Genomic DNA, 19,124 nt, shown 5'->3' on the forward strand with positions numbered 1-19,124 from the left:
CGTCATTCTTTTTACTGTCTACTTAAAGGGGATAATATCACTGTACAGGAGTCATCTTTTGTCTTCCCCACTGATATCTGTGATGGTTGTAATAACGAATATATCGATTCACTTGACGTTGAAGTTCAAGGAAGGAGGAGCAACTTCGATGATCCACATGGTCCTTCATGTGACCAAAAAAGGATTCTTGAGGAGCACAGTTTCCGCGTCTAGACATAGACTGTCCTAGACCATGATCTCTCAACAGTTTTTGGTAGACTGGGCTGGTATAGTGACTTCCTTGATCGGAGTGAATGAATGCATCCGTATGCAGTTTTACATTTCGTTGCTTTAAAAGACCATCTACCGTATCTGTGGCAATGTCGAGCGTGATCCGATCGGATAGGTTATAAGCTAACACCTCTCCTGTCGATGCATCTAGCAGGGTAGACAAATAGGCCATCTCAGAGCGGCCATAAGGAAGGTAAGTAATATCGGTGAGTAGAACCAGTCCAGGAATCTCTTTTCTGAAATCTCGTTGTAGGAGATTAGGCAGCGTCCGGTGTTCCTTCGTGGCTTTAGCAATGCGTTTATACGGGTTAGGCTTACGGTGAGGACATACCAAATTGAATTTTTTCATAAGTCTGCTAATTCGCTTCAAGCTATAAGTGACCTTAAAGTCTTGCTTTAAGACCATCTTAATCGAGCGTGCACCCTTTTTGAATCCACGACGGTTGAATGCTTTTTTTACGAGTTTTCCGGCTTCTTCATCACGTTTAGCACGTTCTAGACGTGCATTTGTGGATGCGAGATAGTTGTAGTACCCTGAACGAGAAACCTGAAGGAGCTCGCATAGATATCCCGTCAGTCTACTAAATCCCTTATCTACCGTGTTCTTGATGAGTTCAAACTTAACGCTTATGCTTCGCTTTATTCCGCTGAGTAACAGCCTCCTTTCGTTCTTGTCTAACTTTTTTAACAGTTCAATTTGAGACTCGAGCAGATTGATTCGTGCCTCTTGTTTCGCAATCACTTCTTCCGAGGTTAGTTCTCTTTGAAGAGGACGACCAGAAGCACCCTTTCGGTTATCTAATAACCCGATAATCCCATCCCGGCTATATGCCTTTTTCCATCGATCTGCACTCTGCTCCACGCGTGTCATACCAATGATATGGACAGGAAGACAATGGCTCTCAAAGATCTCTCTTGGCAATTTACCTATCATGAGCTCTTCTATGAATAACCGCTTAAACTCGTCTGTAAAGGTAATTGATCTTTCACTAATTTTGCTTACATAGTTATTCTTAAGTAAAAGTATTTGATCTGCTTCACTAAAAAGTTTCTTACTCATGTCATCCCCCCATGCTTACTCTAGTATACAAAAGTACCCACAGCCTAGACACCTTTTTTTCAAAGTGTCCAGTCTATGGGTACCAGTTTAGTAGATGATCAGGGAACTGCTCTTTTTTTAATAATTTTTTTCAAGGACTAGTTGGATCCAATAGGTTGATTACTCCACTTATTCTCCAGTTGCTGTGGAGTGTAAGTCTCCATCTGATGTATCAGTTCTTCCGCATGTTCAGCGACATTAAGCAAACTTAAGTGCGTGGGCTTGACGAAACCTTCAGTAATGCTGGTCTGAATCATCTTAAGTAGTGGATCAAAGTAACCTTTGACGTTCAGCACACCAACCGGTTTCTGATGAATGCCTATTTGCGACCAACATAGTACCTCGAATAATTCTTCATAGGTTCCAAAACCACCGGGTAAGGCAATAAATCCGTCAGCAAGCTCCGCCATCTTAGCTTTACGCGAATGCATGCCATCTACCTCAATCAGCTCTGTCACTTCCCTGTGCACCACCTCACCGGCAAATAGTCCGGTTGGCATCACTCCGATCACTTCACCACCACAAGACATAACCTCATTGGCTGTCACCCCCATAAGGCCCATCCTTGATCCACCGTATACTAAACGATAATTCTGCCGTGCCATATACCCGCCGAGCTCAATTGCCGCTAGTCTGTAAGCCTCATCAGATCCCATGTTGGACCCTGAAAAGACACAAATTGTTTTCATATTATCGCCTCCAACTCAGGTATCTATATGTATAGCAAAAGACAATTATAATTATACTGTATTTTTGTAAAATGTAATGTAACCCTACTCAAATACAAAAAATACAACCGGAAGCTACAGGTAAGTAGATCCGGCTGTATTTATTCGGGAGCTGGGTCTTCAACCGGCTGCTATGATGTCACAGCGAGAACGACCATCCCGATCCCTTGAACCTTCAGCTTATTGTATTCTAGGGCACTCACAAATTCCCCACCATACCGTACCTTCCAGCGCCCAAGATTAGGCAGGTCAAGTATAGTAAGATGGCGATTAGCGTTATAAAGTACGTACAGATGAAGGTCAGGGTCTCCTCCTGCGTGGTTTCGAAGTGTGTAGGCTACAGTATGACTTGGTGCATTCTCAAAAATGAGATGCTCACGAATTTCCTGCGCTTTACGGAGAGAAAAGGCGGGATGAGCTTTACGTAATTGAATAAGGCTACGCATATATTCCACATCTATCTGATGGGCCGCACAACGTTCCCAGTCCAAAGCGTTAATAACTTCAGAGGATTTATAGCTATTCTCCACCCCGTTCTTACTGCGCATAAACTCCTGCCCCGCATGGATAAAGGGGATGCCTTGACTTGTTAGTATAATAGCCGAAGCAAGGCGATGCATGCTACGACGCTGTTCCTCGGATTCACCTTCAGTGGTCAACACGATTTTATCCCATAAGGTATGATTGTCATGACATTCCACATAATTCACGGTTTGTGTAGGTTCATCCGCAAATTGCCGCAGATTCCCCCCATAATTTATGCCTCCAACAATCCCCCGTCGAATACTATCCTCTAATCCTGCTCCACCACTAACAAACCCTTTACTTCTTGATATAAATATATCGCCTTTGATCGCATCGCGATAATCATCATTAAATTGTCCAATTTCGGGAATCTGCGAAGCATTTCTCTGATTTGCCCTCAGAGCCTCAGGTAGTACCGTATCCATCATCCAACCTTCAGCAATCATAATTATAGAGGGATCCAATTCATCTAAGCGTCGCCTAACTTCATTCATTGTATTAATGTCGAGCAAGCCCATTAAGTCAAAGCGGAATGCGTCGATATGATATTCACGTGCCCAATGGATGACGGAATCAACAATAAATTTTGACACCATACGACGTTCTGAAGCACACTCATTGCCACAAGAAGCACCATCCGAGAACGTACCATCTGGTCTATAGCGTAAATAATATCCTGGAACCAATTTCGTGAAATTAACTAGATAACCATCATATACGTGGTTATATACTACATCCATAGTTACTCTTAGTCCACGGTCATGTAGCGCCTGGATACTCTGTTTCAATTCGTTGATCCTAATGGAAGGAGAGTACGAGTCGGTCGCATATGAACCCTCAGGGACATTGTAGTTTTTCGGGTCGTATCCCCAGTTGTAGTGCGGCTGATCCAGCTTTGTCTCATCAACACTTTCGGTGGCATAATCGTAGATGGGTAATAATTGTACATGGGTTACTCCTAAATCCACGATATGATCTATTCCGGTTGAAATACCCTCAGGTCCGAGAGTTCCCTTCTCCGCTAACCCCAAGTACTTCCCCTTATGGGTAATACCACTACGGGGATGAATCGATAAATCCCGAACATGAAGTTCATAGATTATGGCATCTACAGCTACTCCGGAGAATGATGGTTTATCTTCTGTCCAGCGTGTTGGGTCTGTACTTCGTAAATCGAGCACGACGCCCCTGTCACCGTTAACCCCTACTACCTTAGCATAGGGGTCAGCTGCTTCATTCAGCTGGTCTCCCACTTTGACACGATACGTATAATAGCTATTCTTGATATCGCCAGAGACGCTCAAAATCCACGTCCCTTGTACATCACGTGCCATCGGCAATACACTTACAGGCTCTCCATCCCAAGATTCGTAGCATACAACATAAGCCTCCGAAGCAGTAGGCGCCCATAATCGAAACTTGGTCTCCTCGGGGGTATAGGTTGCCCCCAAATCATCACCGTCGTAATAGAACATTTCATCAAACCTCGGATCAAAAACAGAAATACCGTTTGTCACCGCATGATCTCCATAATGTATCAAGACATTGCTTTCTTTCTGCACCGACATATAATTCACTCCAATCGTCTTAAAATACGTGTTACGATACGGTTACTTATTTATTTCATGTTCGGTAAAACATCCTCGGTATATGCCCGTAATATTTCCCCTACACTCCAGGCTTGAGTGAAACAACCTCGACCCGTACAGGAAAAATCTCCATCAAAAATCTCAGCAATCCCACCAAGGCCACCATCCTGCATATGATCCTCGAATACTTCACACATCTCTCTAGCCACCCTTATTGCTTCCACCGTATAGTCGTTCACTTTGCAATAAGCCGTAATAAAAGCGCCCAACGGGAAAGCCCACACAGTCCCCATATGATACGCCGCATCGCGGTCAATGAGCTTACCGATGTAACGGTCTTTGTAATTCGGATCTTCATAAGATAGCGAGCGTAGACCATAAGGGGTATATAAATGTTTGTACACCATAGCTACTACTGCCTTTGCCTTAGCCTCTGGTAGCATGGTGAAAGGCAATGACACAGCCCAGATTTGATTCGGACGAATCGCTTCGTCATTACTCTTACTTCCATCTCCAAGGTCTACATCCACAACGTCAAACAAACACCCTTTCTCTTCATTCCAGAAGCGTTTGTTGAAGGATTCGTAAACAATATGAGATAGTTCATCATATGGCGACGATTCCCCGAAACGTTCCGATAACTCAGCCATAATTCTTAATGCGTTATACCAAAGTGCATTTATCTCAACAGGTTTACCGTGCCGAGGTGTAACAACCCATTCTCCGACACGAACATCCATCCAAGTCACTTGATCCAAACCACTACCAGCACGAATAAGGCCATCTTCATCCATCCCAATAGAAAAGTCAGTGCCATCGTTATATGCAGAAATAATCTCCTTCAACTTAGGGTAAATGACTTGTTGAATAAACTTATAATCCTCTTCCCCCCCGGTATATCTCAAATATTCATAGACCGAGTGGAAATACCATAGTGAGGCATCAACCGTATTATAAAGTGGCTCTTGTCCATCATCAGGAAACATATTGGGAATTAGTCCATTCCGCAGATACTTAGAAAATGATTCAAGAATCTCTCGTGCTTCTGCAAACCGTTTCGTGGAAAGCGTCAGGCCTTGAAGTGCGATCATCGTATCCCTGCCCCAATCAGTGAACCATGGATAACCAGCCAGTATCGTCTTGAGACCAGTCGATTCGCGGTCCACAATGAAGTGATCTGCTGCTTCAACCAATCGATTCGCTAATCGGTCATCGTAACCAGCCTGACGAACGAGCTCGTCCATTCTCTGTCTATATTCACGAACAATTGTAAACCCATCTTTGTCATCCAGAGCTTCAATTGAACATTTCACATAGAATAATTTCTGCTCGTAGGGATCCAGGGTAATGTTGATTTCATAAGGAGTATAATGATTATCAACGCCCAGGAAACCATTTCGGTTCTCGAAGGTATAGTAATGATTTTCTTCATATATGTAGTTGGGCGTAGCCATCGTCACCGGTAGCGTCGAACGATCTAAATATTCGCCTGCGGATGACATGAAGGATATGGTTAAGTCAGGGTTATCAAGTGGAATAAGCTTCAATAAATTTCCAGACTGCTCCTTCCGAAACTTCAAGTTCCCCTTCTCAGCGGTATCACCTGGTGAGCGGTGATTAAAGAGTGGAACTATTTTCAACTCGGTGGACTCACTTCCACCGGATACCTCGTAACAAACAACTACCGTATTATGCCCATATTCCATTGAAACTGTTTTGCGGATTCTAACATCCTCCACTTGATAGTAATATTCCGGTACCGTATCCAGCTTAAATTGCTTCAAATGCTGTTGGCCATTCTTCTCCCAATTCACATATTGCTGAGAGGTCAGATCATAGATTTTACCGCCTATTTTCAGTTGTTCCTGTGTTCTAGTAAATACCAACATACGGTTTACTGGCGCCTTAGAGGAAGACACCAAATAACCATGCGACATCCGATATCCACCGCCCGGAACTGAATGGTTGGCGTAACCCCCTATCCCATTACCGATCAACCACTCCCGCTCGTTCCCCTCTTGAATATTTCGCCATGCACTACGTCCTAAGATGTATGCTCTATCCATAGAATCCCCCTCCTCATAAAGCCATTTAATGATTGCATTCACCCGATAAAAAAAACGCTTACCTACCTTTATGTGGTGCATTATATCATCGTTTTTCCAACTAGGCAATCGTTTGCACAAACTTGACCCATCTACTAAACCTATTTGAAATAATTCTCAATTTCGAATCTATCCTATATAATTAAATAGATCATTTGCACTATAACAAATGAACTAAACAGTCTTAGATTAAATCAAATGGAGGTCATCATGTACTGCTACAACTGCGGCACGCTTATTTATGAAGACGACAAATTTTGTGTGAAATGTGGATCACCGAAAGAAGCCCGACACGAAGTTAATATCCCCCCTACTGCCATCCTTCGATCATCACGCCATACGAACTCACCACAAAATGAACCTATGTCAGACGATTATTCAGGAGATCTGGAGCTTTTTGTAGGCCCTCAAGCGGATGTATATGCTCGTAAATGGAAGCAAGGCAGTCGTTGGAACTGGCCAGCTTTTCTATTTGGCGGTTACTGGATGCTGTACCGAGGTATGTACCTGTATCTACTCATTTACTTAATATCCGAAGCATTGATCCTTAACATCGTTGGTTCTCTTTTCCCGAGATTTTCTTTCTCGGCTGCAATGGTAATCGTCATGCTTCTTACTAACCTCGTGATAAAGATTGGCCTTACTGTTGTTGCTAACACGATATATCTACATCATGCACGTCGTAAAATTAATGCAATACAAGAGCGCTATCGTAATGATACAGAGACCGCAGATGCGAAGATAGTACTAGCAGGTGAAACAAGCTTGTACATCCCAATCGCACTTGCTGTTCTTCCCATTCTTATTGCATTCGTCTACGGACTCTATAGTTTTCTACATATGTATAATCAAATTAATCAGGACTTTCCACTCAAATAATTCAGTCACCATTTAATACATATACATAAGAAATGTTATGAAATACCTCTACTCAGGCTATCGTATTAATTAGCTTTACCCTAGATCATCATATATAATAATATTATATTTGCATTATTCTATATTTTAAAAGAAAAAAGGAGAAGATGTTCAGAATGGAAAGTGACAGGCTTTTGGTATTAAACTTGGTTTTGATCGTAGTACTTATCGGACTTACGGCGTTTTTCGTAGCAGTGGAGTTTGCGATCGTTCGTGTTCGAAGCAGTAGAGTAGATCAATTGATTGCCGAGGGACGCAAAAATGCGTTGTCCGTCAAGCAAGTAACATCAAACTTAGACGGGTATTTATCAGCTTGCCAATTGGGGATTACCATTACAGCTCTCGCGTTAGGTTGGCTAGGGGAGCCTACGGTGGAAAAAATCATGCACCCAGTATTCGAAAGGATCCATGTACCAGAAGCATTAGTTGGAGTTCTATCTTTTATTATCGCATTTGTTATTATCACTTACCTTCATGTCGTTGTGGGGGAATTAGCCCCAAAAACAATCGCCATTCGCAAGGCGGAAAATGTAGCTCTGATTACAGCAAAACCGCTCATCCTTTTCACAAAAATCATGCGCCCGTTCATCTGGGCACTAAACGGATCGGCTAATCAACTTGTGCGGCTAATCGGCGTTAAGCCTGCTTCTGAACAAGAAGAAGCCCACTCTGAGGAAGAGCTCCAAATCATTATTAACGAGAGTTTCGAAAGCGGGAATATTAACTTAACTGAATATGGTTATGTTAATCGTATCTTTGCCTTCGACAATATGCTCGCCAAAGAAATTATGGTTCCGCGCACTGACATGGTGTGCTTATATACAGACAAAACAAGAGAAGAGAATCTGGAAATCATCAAAGAACAACAATATACCAGGTTCCCTGTCGTCTCTGGAAGCAAAGACAATGTAATAGGTACAATCAATACAAAGAAATTTTTCCTCGCCTATGAGGATAACCCGGATCTAGAGGTCTCTTCTATCCTACAACCTGTGATGGGCGTCTCCGAGGTTACACCTGTTGACCAATTATTGAAAAGAATGCAGCGTGAAGGTACGCATATCGCCATTCTGATTGACGAATACGGTGGAACAGCTGGACTTGTAACTATTGAGGATATTCTAGAAGAAATCGTTGGGGAAATTCGTGACGAGTTTGACCATGAAGAAGAGCAACCAGTTCAGCAGATCAACGAGCATCATCTAATCGTTGATGGTAAAGTAACGATTAACCAAATCAATGACTTACTACACTGCGATCTAAACTCCGAAGATATCGACACCATTGGCGGCTGGTTATATGGGACACACCCTGAGATGGGCGAAGGTGAAACCCTGCAGCACCAAGAGTTGACCTTTATATTACTAGAGAGAGAACCTCATCGTTTCCGTAAACTTGAAATTATCAAGAATATTTCTGAAGAATCTGTATAAAGCAAAACCTCAATCCATAAATCGGATTGAGGTTTTTTTTATGTTCTTAAACGTTATAATTTCAACTTGTCTCTAATAGCTGCTATCTCCGCATCATCTGGTCGCTCTTCTCCGTAACGAACTCTATAATATAAGTTAACTAACGGTTCAGTAGATGGTCGCACCTTTCCTCGCTTAGCCTTCGCTTGAGTGGATGCCTCCCCTGCTTCGCCATGATCCAACCATTTCTTAAATTCTCTTTCCTGTTCCAAGGGAGTCAGGCCGGGCGTCGGTTCATATCCCACTCCTAGTTCCGAGCGTACTAAACGGCGATACAAATAACGGACACGTTCCTTATTGTCGCCCATGTCCTCCCAGCGTTCATTACTTCTTCCTATTCGAGTGAAGGGAATACGTATATCCCTTAACCTTTTAGAAACACTTTCCCAAGAGAAAATATTTTTTTCCTCATCATGATACGAAGTGCTGGATTCATCCCGTCCGCGGCGCCTCAGTAAACCTAGCAGAGAATCTATACTCTTTCGCCAGAATCCACCTACATTTTTGTATAACCAGTAAACCAGTAATGCCACTAAACCAGCCACGATCAGCGCACCAATAACGTATGCCATTATATTCAGAATCTCTGATAGTAGCCCTGGAGAACTCACTTCCTGAGGTAGAAATGGCTCCATAACAGAAGGTGCTTCTTCTTCTGGAACCTGCACAGGCTCCACAGGAGATTCTCTTGTTAACCAACCTACAACCGCCTTGACTAATCTCCATAACGTACTGCTGATCCATTTCCCAGCACCCGCCGCAAGCAACGCCGCCACTATAACAATTACAGCCATATAAATACGGTTATGACGACGTAAACCCTCTGGGAGATTCGGTGTTGTTTCGTCCGAAAGTGTACTAGAGCGCAAATGCCCTACATTCGTAATAAATAGTGTTAGTACGAGAGTAGCTACTCCCGTCCAAGTTAATAGAGGCCACCAGATCTGTAATACCTCAATACGGGGAAAAAAGATACTGGAGACCAAATATAAAATAATACCCCACCCGTATAGTCTATGATCGTGAAGGCGTGCTGAAGCGGTCATTCCCTGCAAAGCACAAAATGCCCCAGAGAAACAAAACCAAACCAGCATGATCCATGATCCATTTACAACCAAAATGCCAAATAAGAGGCCTAACAAGATAGCGGCGCCTAACCTTTTCCACATCACCTGTAGATATCGTCGCAGCATCACACCTACGAACGAGAACAGTAACAATCCGCTAATCCAAATGATATTTATCGGTCCAGCAGGCAGCAAATAGACGGAAACCATTATCCAAAGCGGCAGACACAAACTAATCTCCATCAAACAAGATAACCAGAGCCTAAATGATCTATTTATATAAACGGAGGTATCACTATTCACGATAAACTCCCTCTCATAGTGGGGTATGTATCTTCCAATTCTACGTCCATCAATAGCTCGATCATAGCATACTCTACACAAATAACGAATAACTGCTGAATAGAATAAGTATAGAATAAAGCTAATTCTAGCATTCAAACGGACAACAAAGAGACCGAATAAGGTAACTACCTAATCCAGCCCCAATTTATAAATAAAACCGTTACAGCTTGAAATCAACTATAATGTTTCGTTATCGTCACCCTATCTTGATCCAAGCAGTACTCTCTGTCGCAATCCCTACATTTTGCTTGCCCCCTTCGAAAAGCTAAATTAACCCCACACATGCAAATCCAGCCCATCTGTCTAGCTGGAGACCCCGCATAAAGCGAATAAGGAGGAATATCGCGTTTAATTATTGCACCTGGTGCTACGAATGCCCATTCTCCGATCGTCACTCCGCAGATAATCGTTGCATTCGCCCCAATGGTGGCTCCACGTTCGACCACTGTCTTCTTATATTCGATACTCTTGTCGTGCGGAAAGGCTGAACGAGGACTAAGTTCATTAGTGAATACCATACTTGACCCGCAAAAAACGTCATCCTGTAAAATGACTCCTTCATATACGGACACATTATTTTGAATTTTAACACCATTTCCGAGTGTTACATGATTATCGATGTATACGTTTTGTCCCAAACTACATTGGCTTCCAATAATAGCTGATGATGAAACATGTGTAAAATGCCATATTTCCGTACCTTCACCGATCTGAGCTCCCTGATCAACAATGGCGGATGGATGAACATATACATTCATAGTTACACCGTCTCCTCGCATTAGAGTTAGTATTGTTGTTATATTCATGTCTTAGTGATTTTAGTAATCAAACGTAAAAAAGACTCTATCCCGAATAACTTGGCCCGGGTTAAAGTCTTAGCTTCATTCCTCACAGGAATTCCTTACATCACACTTGCCAGCTCGGGAATATCCATCCATTCGATCCCATTTCCTCTGTTTTGCAATTGCTCCACAGTTGTCCGAAGTTTATCGCCTTGATGGCAGGTGATAATCAAATAATCTGTACCTGTAATTCCCGCTTCAATCTCTTGTTCAAGCAAACGAATCATCGAAACAGATCTATCTAGGACGATTCTTGCCATGACTTCTAGCAGCAGATCCAACTGATCAATAACTGCTTGAGGCTCCTTGCGAATAGGGATTTTGGGGCCATCCACAAGCCGCGCATTACATAAAAAGCCTGTCTCCATCCCACTACGCAAAGCATATGCAGCAATTGCAGCCGCATAAGTAATTCCTAGCTCAATCCGCTCTGGCTCGGTCACCGCTTTCCACATCGAATCGCTAACCTCTATATTCAAGCAGATCATAAGTCGATGGTCGGCACTGTAATCTCTCTTATGTACTTGCATGGTCCCCGTACGAGCTGTTGCTTGCCAATTGATCGATCCTAAGCGATCGCCGGGACGATATTCAGTCACACCGGATGTAAGAAAAGGATCCTCGATAATCCATCTCCGCACAGCAATCTGCCCGATCCAACTATGATTTGGGAGTGGTAACTCATCCAAATGAATGACTTTAGGGTAGACTAACAGTTCTAATGCAAGTGGAAACTTCTGTGCATCCCCCCCCATACCGAGAGGATCACCAGTAGTCATGGTTACCGAATCTAAGCGGTATAACCCCCTGCGGCTACATGTAATTTGGTGTCGTCTAGTGATTTGACGATACGGACGGAGATAGAACAAACTAATATGATTCTGTAGGGTCTCCCCCGAATATATATCCAAATTGCCTTGGGCTCCAAATATCAGTCCACTTGCCATACTTGATTCCAAACGCAGCCAAGGCAGCGGTAGCAGTTTCTCATTTGTGATCACTTCGATCATATCGATGTGCTCACCCTCAAACACTGCCTCCTTGGAGAAATAGCGTGAATATTTAACACCCTTCAAAGCCCAGGAGTTATAAACTAGGGATAAAATAAATACAATAAAGCCGACGCTGATTATGAACCAAGTCAATTGCATTCTTTAGTTCACCTGCTTGCCCTTTATCATCGAAAGGGGTTCTGCCGGTACCTCAATCTCACTCAGGACTTGTCGAATTATATCCTTGCCTTGTTTGTCCTCTGTTCGTAGACTATGACGGAGTAGCAAGCGATGGGCAAGCACCGGTTCCGCTAAAGTCTTGATATCATCTGGAATCACATAATCCCGCCCTTGTACCAAAGCATACCCTTGTGATGCACATAGTAATGCTACGGTCGCACGTGGACTTGCCCCGAGCCTAACTTCCGGGTGTTTTCTAGTAGCTTCAACAATCCGTATAATGTAAGCTAGCAATTCTTCTTCAATTTTGATTCCTGCGGTAAACCTCTGTGTTGCGGCAATCTCTTCTCCAGTGGTTACCGAACTCAGACTGGTTAGGGGATTATTCTCGCGGAAACGAAGCAAAATGTTCATTCCTTCTTCAGGAGTGGGATAACCCATGGAAATACGGATCAAGAATCGATCCAATTGCGCTTCCGGCAATGGGAATGTCCCTTGACTATCAATTGGATTCTGCGTAGCCATAACAAAGAATGGAGATTCCAACATATGTGTAACACCATCGATTGTCACCTGGCGTTCCTCCATGCACTCTAATAAGCTTGATTGCGTCCGAGGTGTCGCCCGATTAATCTCATCGGCTAACAATACTTGAGTAAAAACGGGGCCAGGACGGAATTGAAACTCCCCCGTCTTCTGGTTGAAATAATGAATACCGCTGAGATCCGATGGCAGTAAATCCGGTGTAAATTGAATCCGCTTGAACTCACCATCGATAGAGCGGGCGAGCGATTTTGCCAGCAGCGTTTTCCCTGTACCAGGAACGTCCTCAAGTAGAACATGTCCATTGCCGAATAAAGCGGCCAATAATAAATCGATAACATCTCGTTTTCCGACGATCACTTTACCAATGTTCTCACGAATACGACCAACCACATCTGCTGCTTCCCTCAATTCCATCCAGGCACCGTCCTCTGTAAAAGTATGCTCTAGCTATATTATTAATCTCTAATCTATTCATCATAGCAAAAAGATTGGTAGGTTTATAGCAGATCAATTACATCGTTGTGCCTTTGTAAGTCAAAGACGCCCTTCCATGTGGGAGGGCGCCTTTATTTTATTAGTGTGCCGCGCTAGTTATTTCTGAAACTAAAGTATCTATTTCATTAAGCAGTGACTCTGTACGCTGCAACAATGCCTCTTCATCAACCGCATCTAAGTATATCCCCCGGAGCTCGTCTTTGACTCTCTTTGCCTCAGTCAAAAAAGCAGTCGATTCCTTCATAGAGGATGTGTATCGTGCCTTTACTTCCGCAACTTCTTTCGTATATTTCTCGTCTGTACCTTCCGTTATAGCCAGTTCATACACATCAAGAATGCTATCACCTTCACGAACTGGATAATGTTCGTGCGGAGCCGTACTATCAAAGATCGCTAAGCTTAGCTCAGGGAAGATCAGCATATCCAAGCTATGTGGATCGAACCCACAGTGGTAAATCTCGGTATCGATACCTCTATCTAAAGCAGCATTTGCGATCTTTTTAAATAATGTTGATTTGCCCGAACCCGGCCGGCCTTTAACAAAAATACGTGTCTGCAATTTATCTGTCAGGTTAGGTACAAAATCGACCGCACCACTCGAAGTTGCTGCACCTAGGAAACGATGAATTTCTTTACCTACCTTCTCTTCCAATTGAGGTATTAGATAGTCATCTCCCCACTCTTCAGCGAGCTGGTTCATAACTTCACGGTCCAGATTATCGATATAGAATTTCTCCCACTCATCGTGAATGCGTAGCGTTCTCAGAAATGTTTCATAAGCTTTGCCATAGAGATTACTAATCTCACTTTCTAACGTCGTGATGGTCTCAGAGTTCTCAGCAACTTTCTCTGTGTCTAATGTTTCACGAATATCGATATAACGGATTTCTGTTCCTTCTGGATTGAGCTCCTCTGACCATGCATCTCCATCTACCAACCCGAGCTGCGCATCTTCTAGTATGATTCCCTCCAGCAGATTACTTTCTAAGGGCTGATGAATGAGCTCTATATTCCAACCACGCAAAGTCCAGGCCGAAGCGAGCCGACCCAAAACCGTTGCTGTCCCTCCAGGATATCCCTGCACAACATATATCGTGCTCAGCCCCTGATATACAGACTCCACCAAGCTGTGCAACCCTTCCGCTGTATTTCCACGCGCAAAATAATGTTTGACCTGTTCCGCCATTTCCGTCAAACTCCCTTCCTTGTTCCGAAAGTAATGATTACCTTACACCCTATGCAAGAGATTGCCACTGTGTGTTAGCCTATACGGGAGAGAAGAAAGTATACGGAATCGACATTTTTTTTATTTCAAATGCGGGGGATGGCCTACACCTTAGGTTATACCTGAAGCCACCGATGTAACTCAACAACCGAAGACATCGCGTATTCTATTTGAATAGGAGCTCCGTTCTGAAGCACAACTAAACAAGGCACACTGGATATTTTCCATGCATCTCGTAAGAATGGGGTGTAATTAATATTCATCTTGGATACCGTAATGACAGTTCCCGTCTCCAATACGATATTCAGCATCTTTTCCGTAAGCTTGCAGGTACCACAAAAGGGTGTATAGAAGAACAAAGCTTCTTTGCAACCATTTGGTGTCTGCTGCACTGGACGACTCCGCCATTCGTGTTCTGTCATCTCGGGAATTATGATCTCATTCACCCTCTTTCTTCTATTGGCCCCCACTATTCCGATAACTTTTTGGCGATACCCCTGTGATTTTCTTAAACACCCGGGAGAAATAGAATGTATCTTTGTAACCGAGTAACTCCCCGATTTCCTTTACGGTCATTTCCGTATTGAGCAGGATGTTTCTCGCTTCCGCAGCCTTGAGCCGATGTAGAAATTCATTTAATGGATACCCACTATAGTCATGAATAATTCTTCGAAGTGTTGACAATGAAATATGGTGCCTACTTGCCATCTCTTCAGGTTCAAACGGTACGTAGAGTGACTGTGAGATATCCTCGATCACTTTGAGTACGAACGTTCTTGGGCCACCTTCATCCTTACCGTCGGAGCCAGCAGCCAGTTCATATAAGAACGATTCGAGCATCATGGATGCACGATCCAAATTACTAGGCATCCCGCTATCAATCAGCATGAACATCATTTCCATCTTATGTAGAAGAGCATCATCAATTGTCGCTTTATGAATCAATGAGGGAGAACCAAGCCAATTGTCCACCCATTCAACTACTCTATCTCCTTCAACAGTGAAATAATATTCATCCCAGTATCCATCGTCATTTGGACCATAGTTAAACACTGCGCCAGGGAACAGGCAAAACCAGTTACCAGCCTCGACCTTTTGCAGTGGCCCACCATCCACCTGATAATATCCCCCACCATCCGTAATGACTACAAAAGCCCAATTCATAAAATTCGCATCTTTACGCTGCATGGTTCTTCCAGGCAAATGTCCCCCATTAATCACGGTAAGTGACTTCACCTTAAGTTTGCTTGAATCCACTATAGAGTTAAAAATGCGGATCGGACGCGAACTAATCATATAGTCCATATACTTTGTCATCCTACACATTCTCCCTTTATCATAACTGTGATAAATTGTTGTTACTTGAACAAATAAAACATATCTGTGCTAAATGACTTGTTCTATTGTAGCAAATTGGCATAGATAACGAAAGGATGTAAACGCAATCATGAGCCAACTAAAAATAGGTCTTATCGGTAACGGTTCCATTTCTGAATCACACTTATTAGCGTATCAATCCAATCCAAAGGCACAAATAATCGCGATTTGCGATTTGAACGAAAGTAGAGCACAAGCAGGAGCTAAAAAATTCAATGCCCCTCATGTATATACCGATTATCGCGATCTTTTGGCTAATCCTGAGATTGATGCAATCAGTATCTGCACTTGGAACAATTCACATGCTGAAATTAGTATCGCTGCCCTTGAGGCCGGTAAGCATGTACTGTGTGAGAAGCCACTTTGCAAAACCGTCGATGAAGCACTACAAGTTGAAGCAGCGGTTCGTCGCACCGGGAAGTTACTCCAAGTGGGTTACGTACGTCGCCATGCATCTAACATTTCCGTATTGAAAAAATTTATAGACAACGGCGATCTGGGTGAAATTTATTTCGCTAAAGCCAGCCTTACTCGCAGACTCGGAAACCCAGGAGGTTGGTTCGCTGATAAGGAACGCTCTGGAGGTGGACCACTGATTGATATCGGTGTACACGTTATCGACCTATGTTGGTATCTGATGGGTAAACCAAAAGTGAAATCTGTCAGCGGTAACACTTACAACAAACTTGGTAATCGTTCAAATGTTGAGAACTACGATTTCTACAAAGCATCCGATTTCGATGCATCGCTCAATACAGTCGAAGATATGGCAAATGCCATGATTCGCTTTGAGAATGGCGCTTCCCTGATGGTTGATGTCAGCTTCACGCTCCATGCCAAACAGGATTCAGCCTCTATCAATGTATACGGTGATAAAGGTGGAGCAGAAATCGAACCTACACTTTCGATTGCTACTGAAAAGCATAATACGATCATTAATATTGAGCCGCAAATTACAACTCCAGGTTTTGATTTTCAAGGAGCTTTCCAAAATGAAATCAATCATTACATCGACAGCTGCCTAGGTATCATTGAAACTAACAGCCCTGTAGAAGACGGTGTTGAGATAATCAAAATACTGAATGCTATCTATGAATCAGCCGCTACAGGCCGTGAAATTCATTTCTAAAAAATATATATTTTTAAATTAAAGGAGGCCGCATAAGTGAAACTGCAAAATAAAATCGGTGTCATTGTCGATAGCTTTGGTGTAGGCGTTATGGAAGGTCTAAAGAAAGCGAAAGAAGTAGGCGCTGAAGGTGTGCAAATTTACGCCGTATCTGGCGAGATGGACCCAGCGGTGTTGACGAGAGACAAACGTAAAGAGCTCCGGAGCTATATTGATGGTCTAGGACTAGAAATATCAGCACTTTGTGGCGATTTAGCTGGCCATGGCTTCCAAGATAGTGCGGTGAACCCTGATAAAATTGAGAAATCCAAACGAATTCTTGATTTAGCACTTGATCTAGGTACTTCCATCGTGACTACTCATATTGGTATTGTTCCCGAAGATCCAAACAGCCAAATTTACGACTCTATGCAACGGGCAGTTGAAGAACTAGGCGTATATGCGAACAGTATGAATGCTTATTTCGCCATTGAGACCGGTCCAGAACCTGCCTCACATCTAAAAGCATTCCTCGACACCATGACGACAAAAGGTGTATCCGTTAACTTTGACCCCGCTAACATGGTTATGGTGACTGGCGATGACCCTGTTCAGGGCGTTAAGACACTGCGGGACTACATTGTCCACACGCATGTTAAAGATGGTAAACGTATGCGTCTTGTAGATCCAAGAGATGTGTATGGTTATCTTGGTTATGGCGGAATGTCTCATGAGAAAATTGCTGAAATGGCCGCATCGGGTTCGGCATTTGAAGAAGTTCCATTAGGTGAAGGTACAGTGGACTTCCCTGCTTACTTCGCTGCCCTTCAGGAAATTGGATATAACGGTTACCTGACGATTGAACGCGAAGTCGGCTCTTCCCCAGAAGAAGACATCCGTAAAGCCGTGCAATTCATCCAAGCTTACCGGAAATAAGGAGAGATAATCATGAAATTAGGAGTAAGTTCTTATAGTTTGTATCAGGCTATGGCCGCAGGTAACATGAACATTCTTGAGGCCATAGAGTGGGTAGCTGAAAATGGCGGCGAGCATATTGAAATCGTGCCGTTTGGATTCGACTTCGAAGGTAATCCTGAGTTGGAGGATCAGATCCGTGAGAAAGCTGCAGCAGTGGGCATTGACGTTTCCAATTATGCGATTGGAGCCAACTTCATCACTGACTCTGAAGAGGCTTATGAAGCAGAAATAGCTCGTGTTATTAGCGAAGTAGATCGTGCCAACCGCCTTGGAGCAAAATTGATGCGTCATGACGTAGCTTCCCGCCCAGATACCTCCATTGTGAATTTCAATGAGGATCTGGAACGAATCGCTGTAGCTTGCCAGAGAATTGCTGACCATGCTAAACAATACGGTATTATCACAAGCGTGGAGAACCACGGATATTATGTTCAAGCCAGCGACCGCGTGCAAGCTTTGCTCCACGCCGTTAATCGTCCAAACTTCAAGACGACACTTGATGTCGGCAACTTCGTCTGCGTGGATGAAGATCCTATATCTGCAGTGAAGAAGAACATTCCGTTCGCTTCGATGGTGCATATTAAGGATTTCTATATTCGTCCTGCACACCGCAATCCAGGAGATGGCTGGTTCCCAAGTGCTAGCGGAAACTTCCTTCGTGGTGCGATCAGCGGACAAGGGGATCTTGATTTATGGGAAATCCTCCGCATTGTGAAGCAGTCCGGTTACGATGGATATCTATCCATCGAGTATGAAGGTATGGAAGAATGTACAAAAGGAACTAAAATTGCACTGGATAACGTGAAACGTATTTGGAGCGAAGTTTAATTTTATTACAAAAGGGCTAACTAAGATCACGTTGATCTTAAGTAAGCCCTTTTTCTCTATTCATTATCCACCTGTACAGTCCTGTTAGTACGTTATTCTCCTTATGCATGAGCACTGCCCGACAAATTTAGACCAATTACCCCGGCAATAATCAACATTAGGCAGATGGCCTTCATCCACGTGAGATCTTCTTTAAAGAAGATCATGCCGATTAACACGATCAATACTGTACCCATACCCGACCATATCGCATATGCTGTGCCTACATTTAAATTTTTAAGTGATATGCCTAGTGAACTGAAACTCAAGATATAGAACATAGCCATACCAATAGAAGGCCACAGTCTCGTATATCCCTCCGACAGCTTCATGAACGTCGTCCCCAATACTTCAAATACGATAGCTATTGCAAGCCACAAGTATGCCATTCCCACC

General features: G+C 43.3%; 17 protein-coding genes. 5 read left to right on the forward strand and 12 right to left on the reverse strand.

Translation table 11 applies throughout. From position 1 onward, the window contains the following. Nucleotides 1-37: 37 nt before the first annotated feature. From EJP82_RS15705 to EJP82_RS15720, 4 genes are all read right to left on the reverse strand, one after another. Nucleotides 38-1,330 (reverse strand): IS3 family transposase, encoded by a 1,293-nt coding sequence (locus EJP82_RS15705; RefSeq protein ID WP_127193027.1) that lies wholly within the window; start codon nt 1,328-1,330, stop codon nt 38-40. Nucleotides 1,331-1,467: 137 nt separating this feature from the next. Beyond that, entirely contained in the window at nt 1,468-2,058 is a 591-nt protein-coding gene (locus tag EJP82_RS15710; RefSeq protein ID WP_127193028.1) for an LOG family protein, read from the reverse strand. 170 nt (nt 2,059-2,228) lie between these two features. Then, nucleotides 2,229-4,190, reverse strand: a complete 1,962-nt coding sequence (gene pulA / locus EJP82_RS15715) for a type I pullulanase (protein WP_127193029.1) — start codon at nt 4,188-4,190, stop codon at nt 2,229-2,231. Nucleotides 4,191-4,240: 50 nt separating this feature from the next. Continuing rightward, nucleotides 4,241-6,277, reverse strand: coding sequence for an amylo-alpha-1,6-glucosidase (locus EJP82_RS15720; RefSeq protein WP_127193030.1), 2,037 nt, complete (start codon nt 6,275-6,277; stop codon nt 4,241-4,243). 249 nt (nt 6,278-6,526) lie between these two features. Between EJP82_RS15720 and EJP82_RS15725 the strand changes: the two genes are divergently transcribed. Then, nucleotides 6,527-7,195 carry a DUF2628 domain-containing protein gene (locus EJP82_RS15725; protein ID WP_170220203.1) on the forward strand — a complete coding sequence of 223 codons (669 nt, stop codon included), beginning with the start codon at nt 6,527-6,529 and terminating at the stop codon, nt 7,193-7,195. A gap of 155 nt (nt 7,196-7,350) precedes the next feature. Beyond that, nucleotides 7,351-8,667: a hemolysin family protein gene (locus EJP82_RS15730; protein ID WP_127193032.1), complete on the forward strand. Its 1,317-nt coding sequence runs from the start codon at nt 7,351-7,353 to the stop codon at nt 8,665-8,667. Nucleotides 8,668-8,720: 53 nt separating this feature from the next. Here the strand turns inward: EJP82_RS15730 and EJP82_RS15735 are convergent, their stop codons facing one another. The 7 genes from EJP82_RS15735 to EJP82_RS15765 form a co-directional block, all read right to left on the reverse strand. Further along, nucleotides 8,721-10,076, reverse strand: coding sequence for a DUF4129 domain-containing protein (locus tag EJP82_RS15735; RefSeq protein ID WP_127193033.1), 1,356 nt, complete (start codon nt 10,074-10,076; stop codon nt 8,721-8,723). 215 nt (nt 10,077-10,291) lie between these two features. After that, nucleotides 10,292-10,876 (reverse strand): acyltransferase, encoded by a 585-nt coding sequence (locus EJP82_RS15740; RefSeq protein WP_127193034.1) that lies wholly within the window; start codon nt 10,874-10,876, stop codon nt 10,292-10,294. Between the two features lie 143 nt (nt 10,877-11,019). Next, on the reverse strand, nt 11,020-12,111 hold the full coding sequence (locus EJP82_RS15745) for a DUF58 domain-containing protein (RefSeq protein ID WP_127193035.1): 1,092 nt from the start codon (nt 12,109-12,111) through the stop codon (nt 11,020-11,022). A 3-nt stretch (nt 12,112-12,114) separates the two neighbouring features. After that, the gene (locus EJP82_RS15750; RefSeq protein ID WP_127193036.1) at nt 12,115-13,092 is read right to left on the reverse strand and encodes an AAA family ATPase; all 978 of its coding nucleotides are present in this window, start codon (nt 13,090-13,092) and stop codon (nt 12,115-12,117) included. A gap of 160 nt (nt 13,093-13,252) precedes the next feature. After that, entirely contained in the window at nt 13,253-14,359 is a 1,107-nt protein-coding gene (locus EJP82_RS15755) for a hypothetical protein (protein ID WP_127193037.1), read from the reverse strand. A 155-nt stretch (nt 14,360-14,514) separates the two neighbouring features. Then, on the reverse strand, nt 14,515-14,844 hold the full coding sequence (locus EJP82_RS15760) for a thioredoxin family protein (protein ID WP_246054186.1): 330 nt from the start codon (nt 14,842-14,844) through the stop codon (nt 14,515-14,517). A gap of 10 nt (nt 14,845-14,854) precedes the next feature. Continuing rightward, nucleotides 14,855-15,715: an AraC family transcriptional regulator gene (locus EJP82_RS15765; RefSeq protein WP_127193038.1), complete on the reverse strand. Its 861-nt coding sequence runs from the start codon at nt 15,713-15,715 to the stop codon at nt 14,855-14,857. Between the two features lie 130 nt (nt 15,716-15,845). Here EJP82_RS15765 and EJP82_RS15770 point away from each other — a divergent pair, with 130 nt between their 5' ends. From EJP82_RS15770 to EJP82_RS15780, 3 genes are read left to right on the forward strand one after another with little or no spacing between them, the layout of a single operon-like run. Further along, a complete protein-coding gene (locus tag EJP82_RS15770; protein WP_127193039.1) occupies nt 15,846-16,904 on the forward strand; it encodes a Gfo/Idh/MocA family protein in 1,059 nt (352 codons plus the stop codon). Between the two features lie 36 nt (nt 16,905-16,940). Further along, entirely contained in the window at nt 16,941-17,819 is an 879-nt protein-coding gene (locus EJP82_RS15775) for a sugar phosphate isomerase/epimerase family protein (RefSeq protein WP_211350140.1), read from the forward strand. Between the two features lie 12 nt (nt 17,820-17,831). After that, nucleotides 17,832-18,689 carry a sugar phosphate isomerase/epimerase family protein gene (locus EJP82_RS15780; protein ID WP_127193040.1) on the forward strand — a complete coding sequence of 286 codons (858 nt, stop codon included), beginning with the start codon at nt 17,832-17,834 and terminating at the stop codon, nt 18,687-18,689. Nucleotides 18,690-18,790: 101 nt separating this feature from the next. On the opposite strand, the gene EJP82_RS15785 is transcribed toward EJP82_RS15780, so the two are convergent. Then, on the reverse strand, nt 18,791-19,117 hold the full coding sequence (locus EJP82_RS15785) for a DMT family transporter (protein ID WP_127193041.1): 327 nt from the start codon (nt 19,115-19,117) through the stop codon (nt 18,791-18,793). Between the last annotated feature and the right edge of the window lie 7 nt (nt 19,118-19,124).

It is taken from the genome of Paenibacillus anaericanus, assembly GCF_003994475.1.
GTDB classification, from domain to species: Bacteria; Bacillota; Bacilli; order Paenibacillales; family Paenibacillaceae; genus Fontibacillus; species Fontibacillus anaericanus.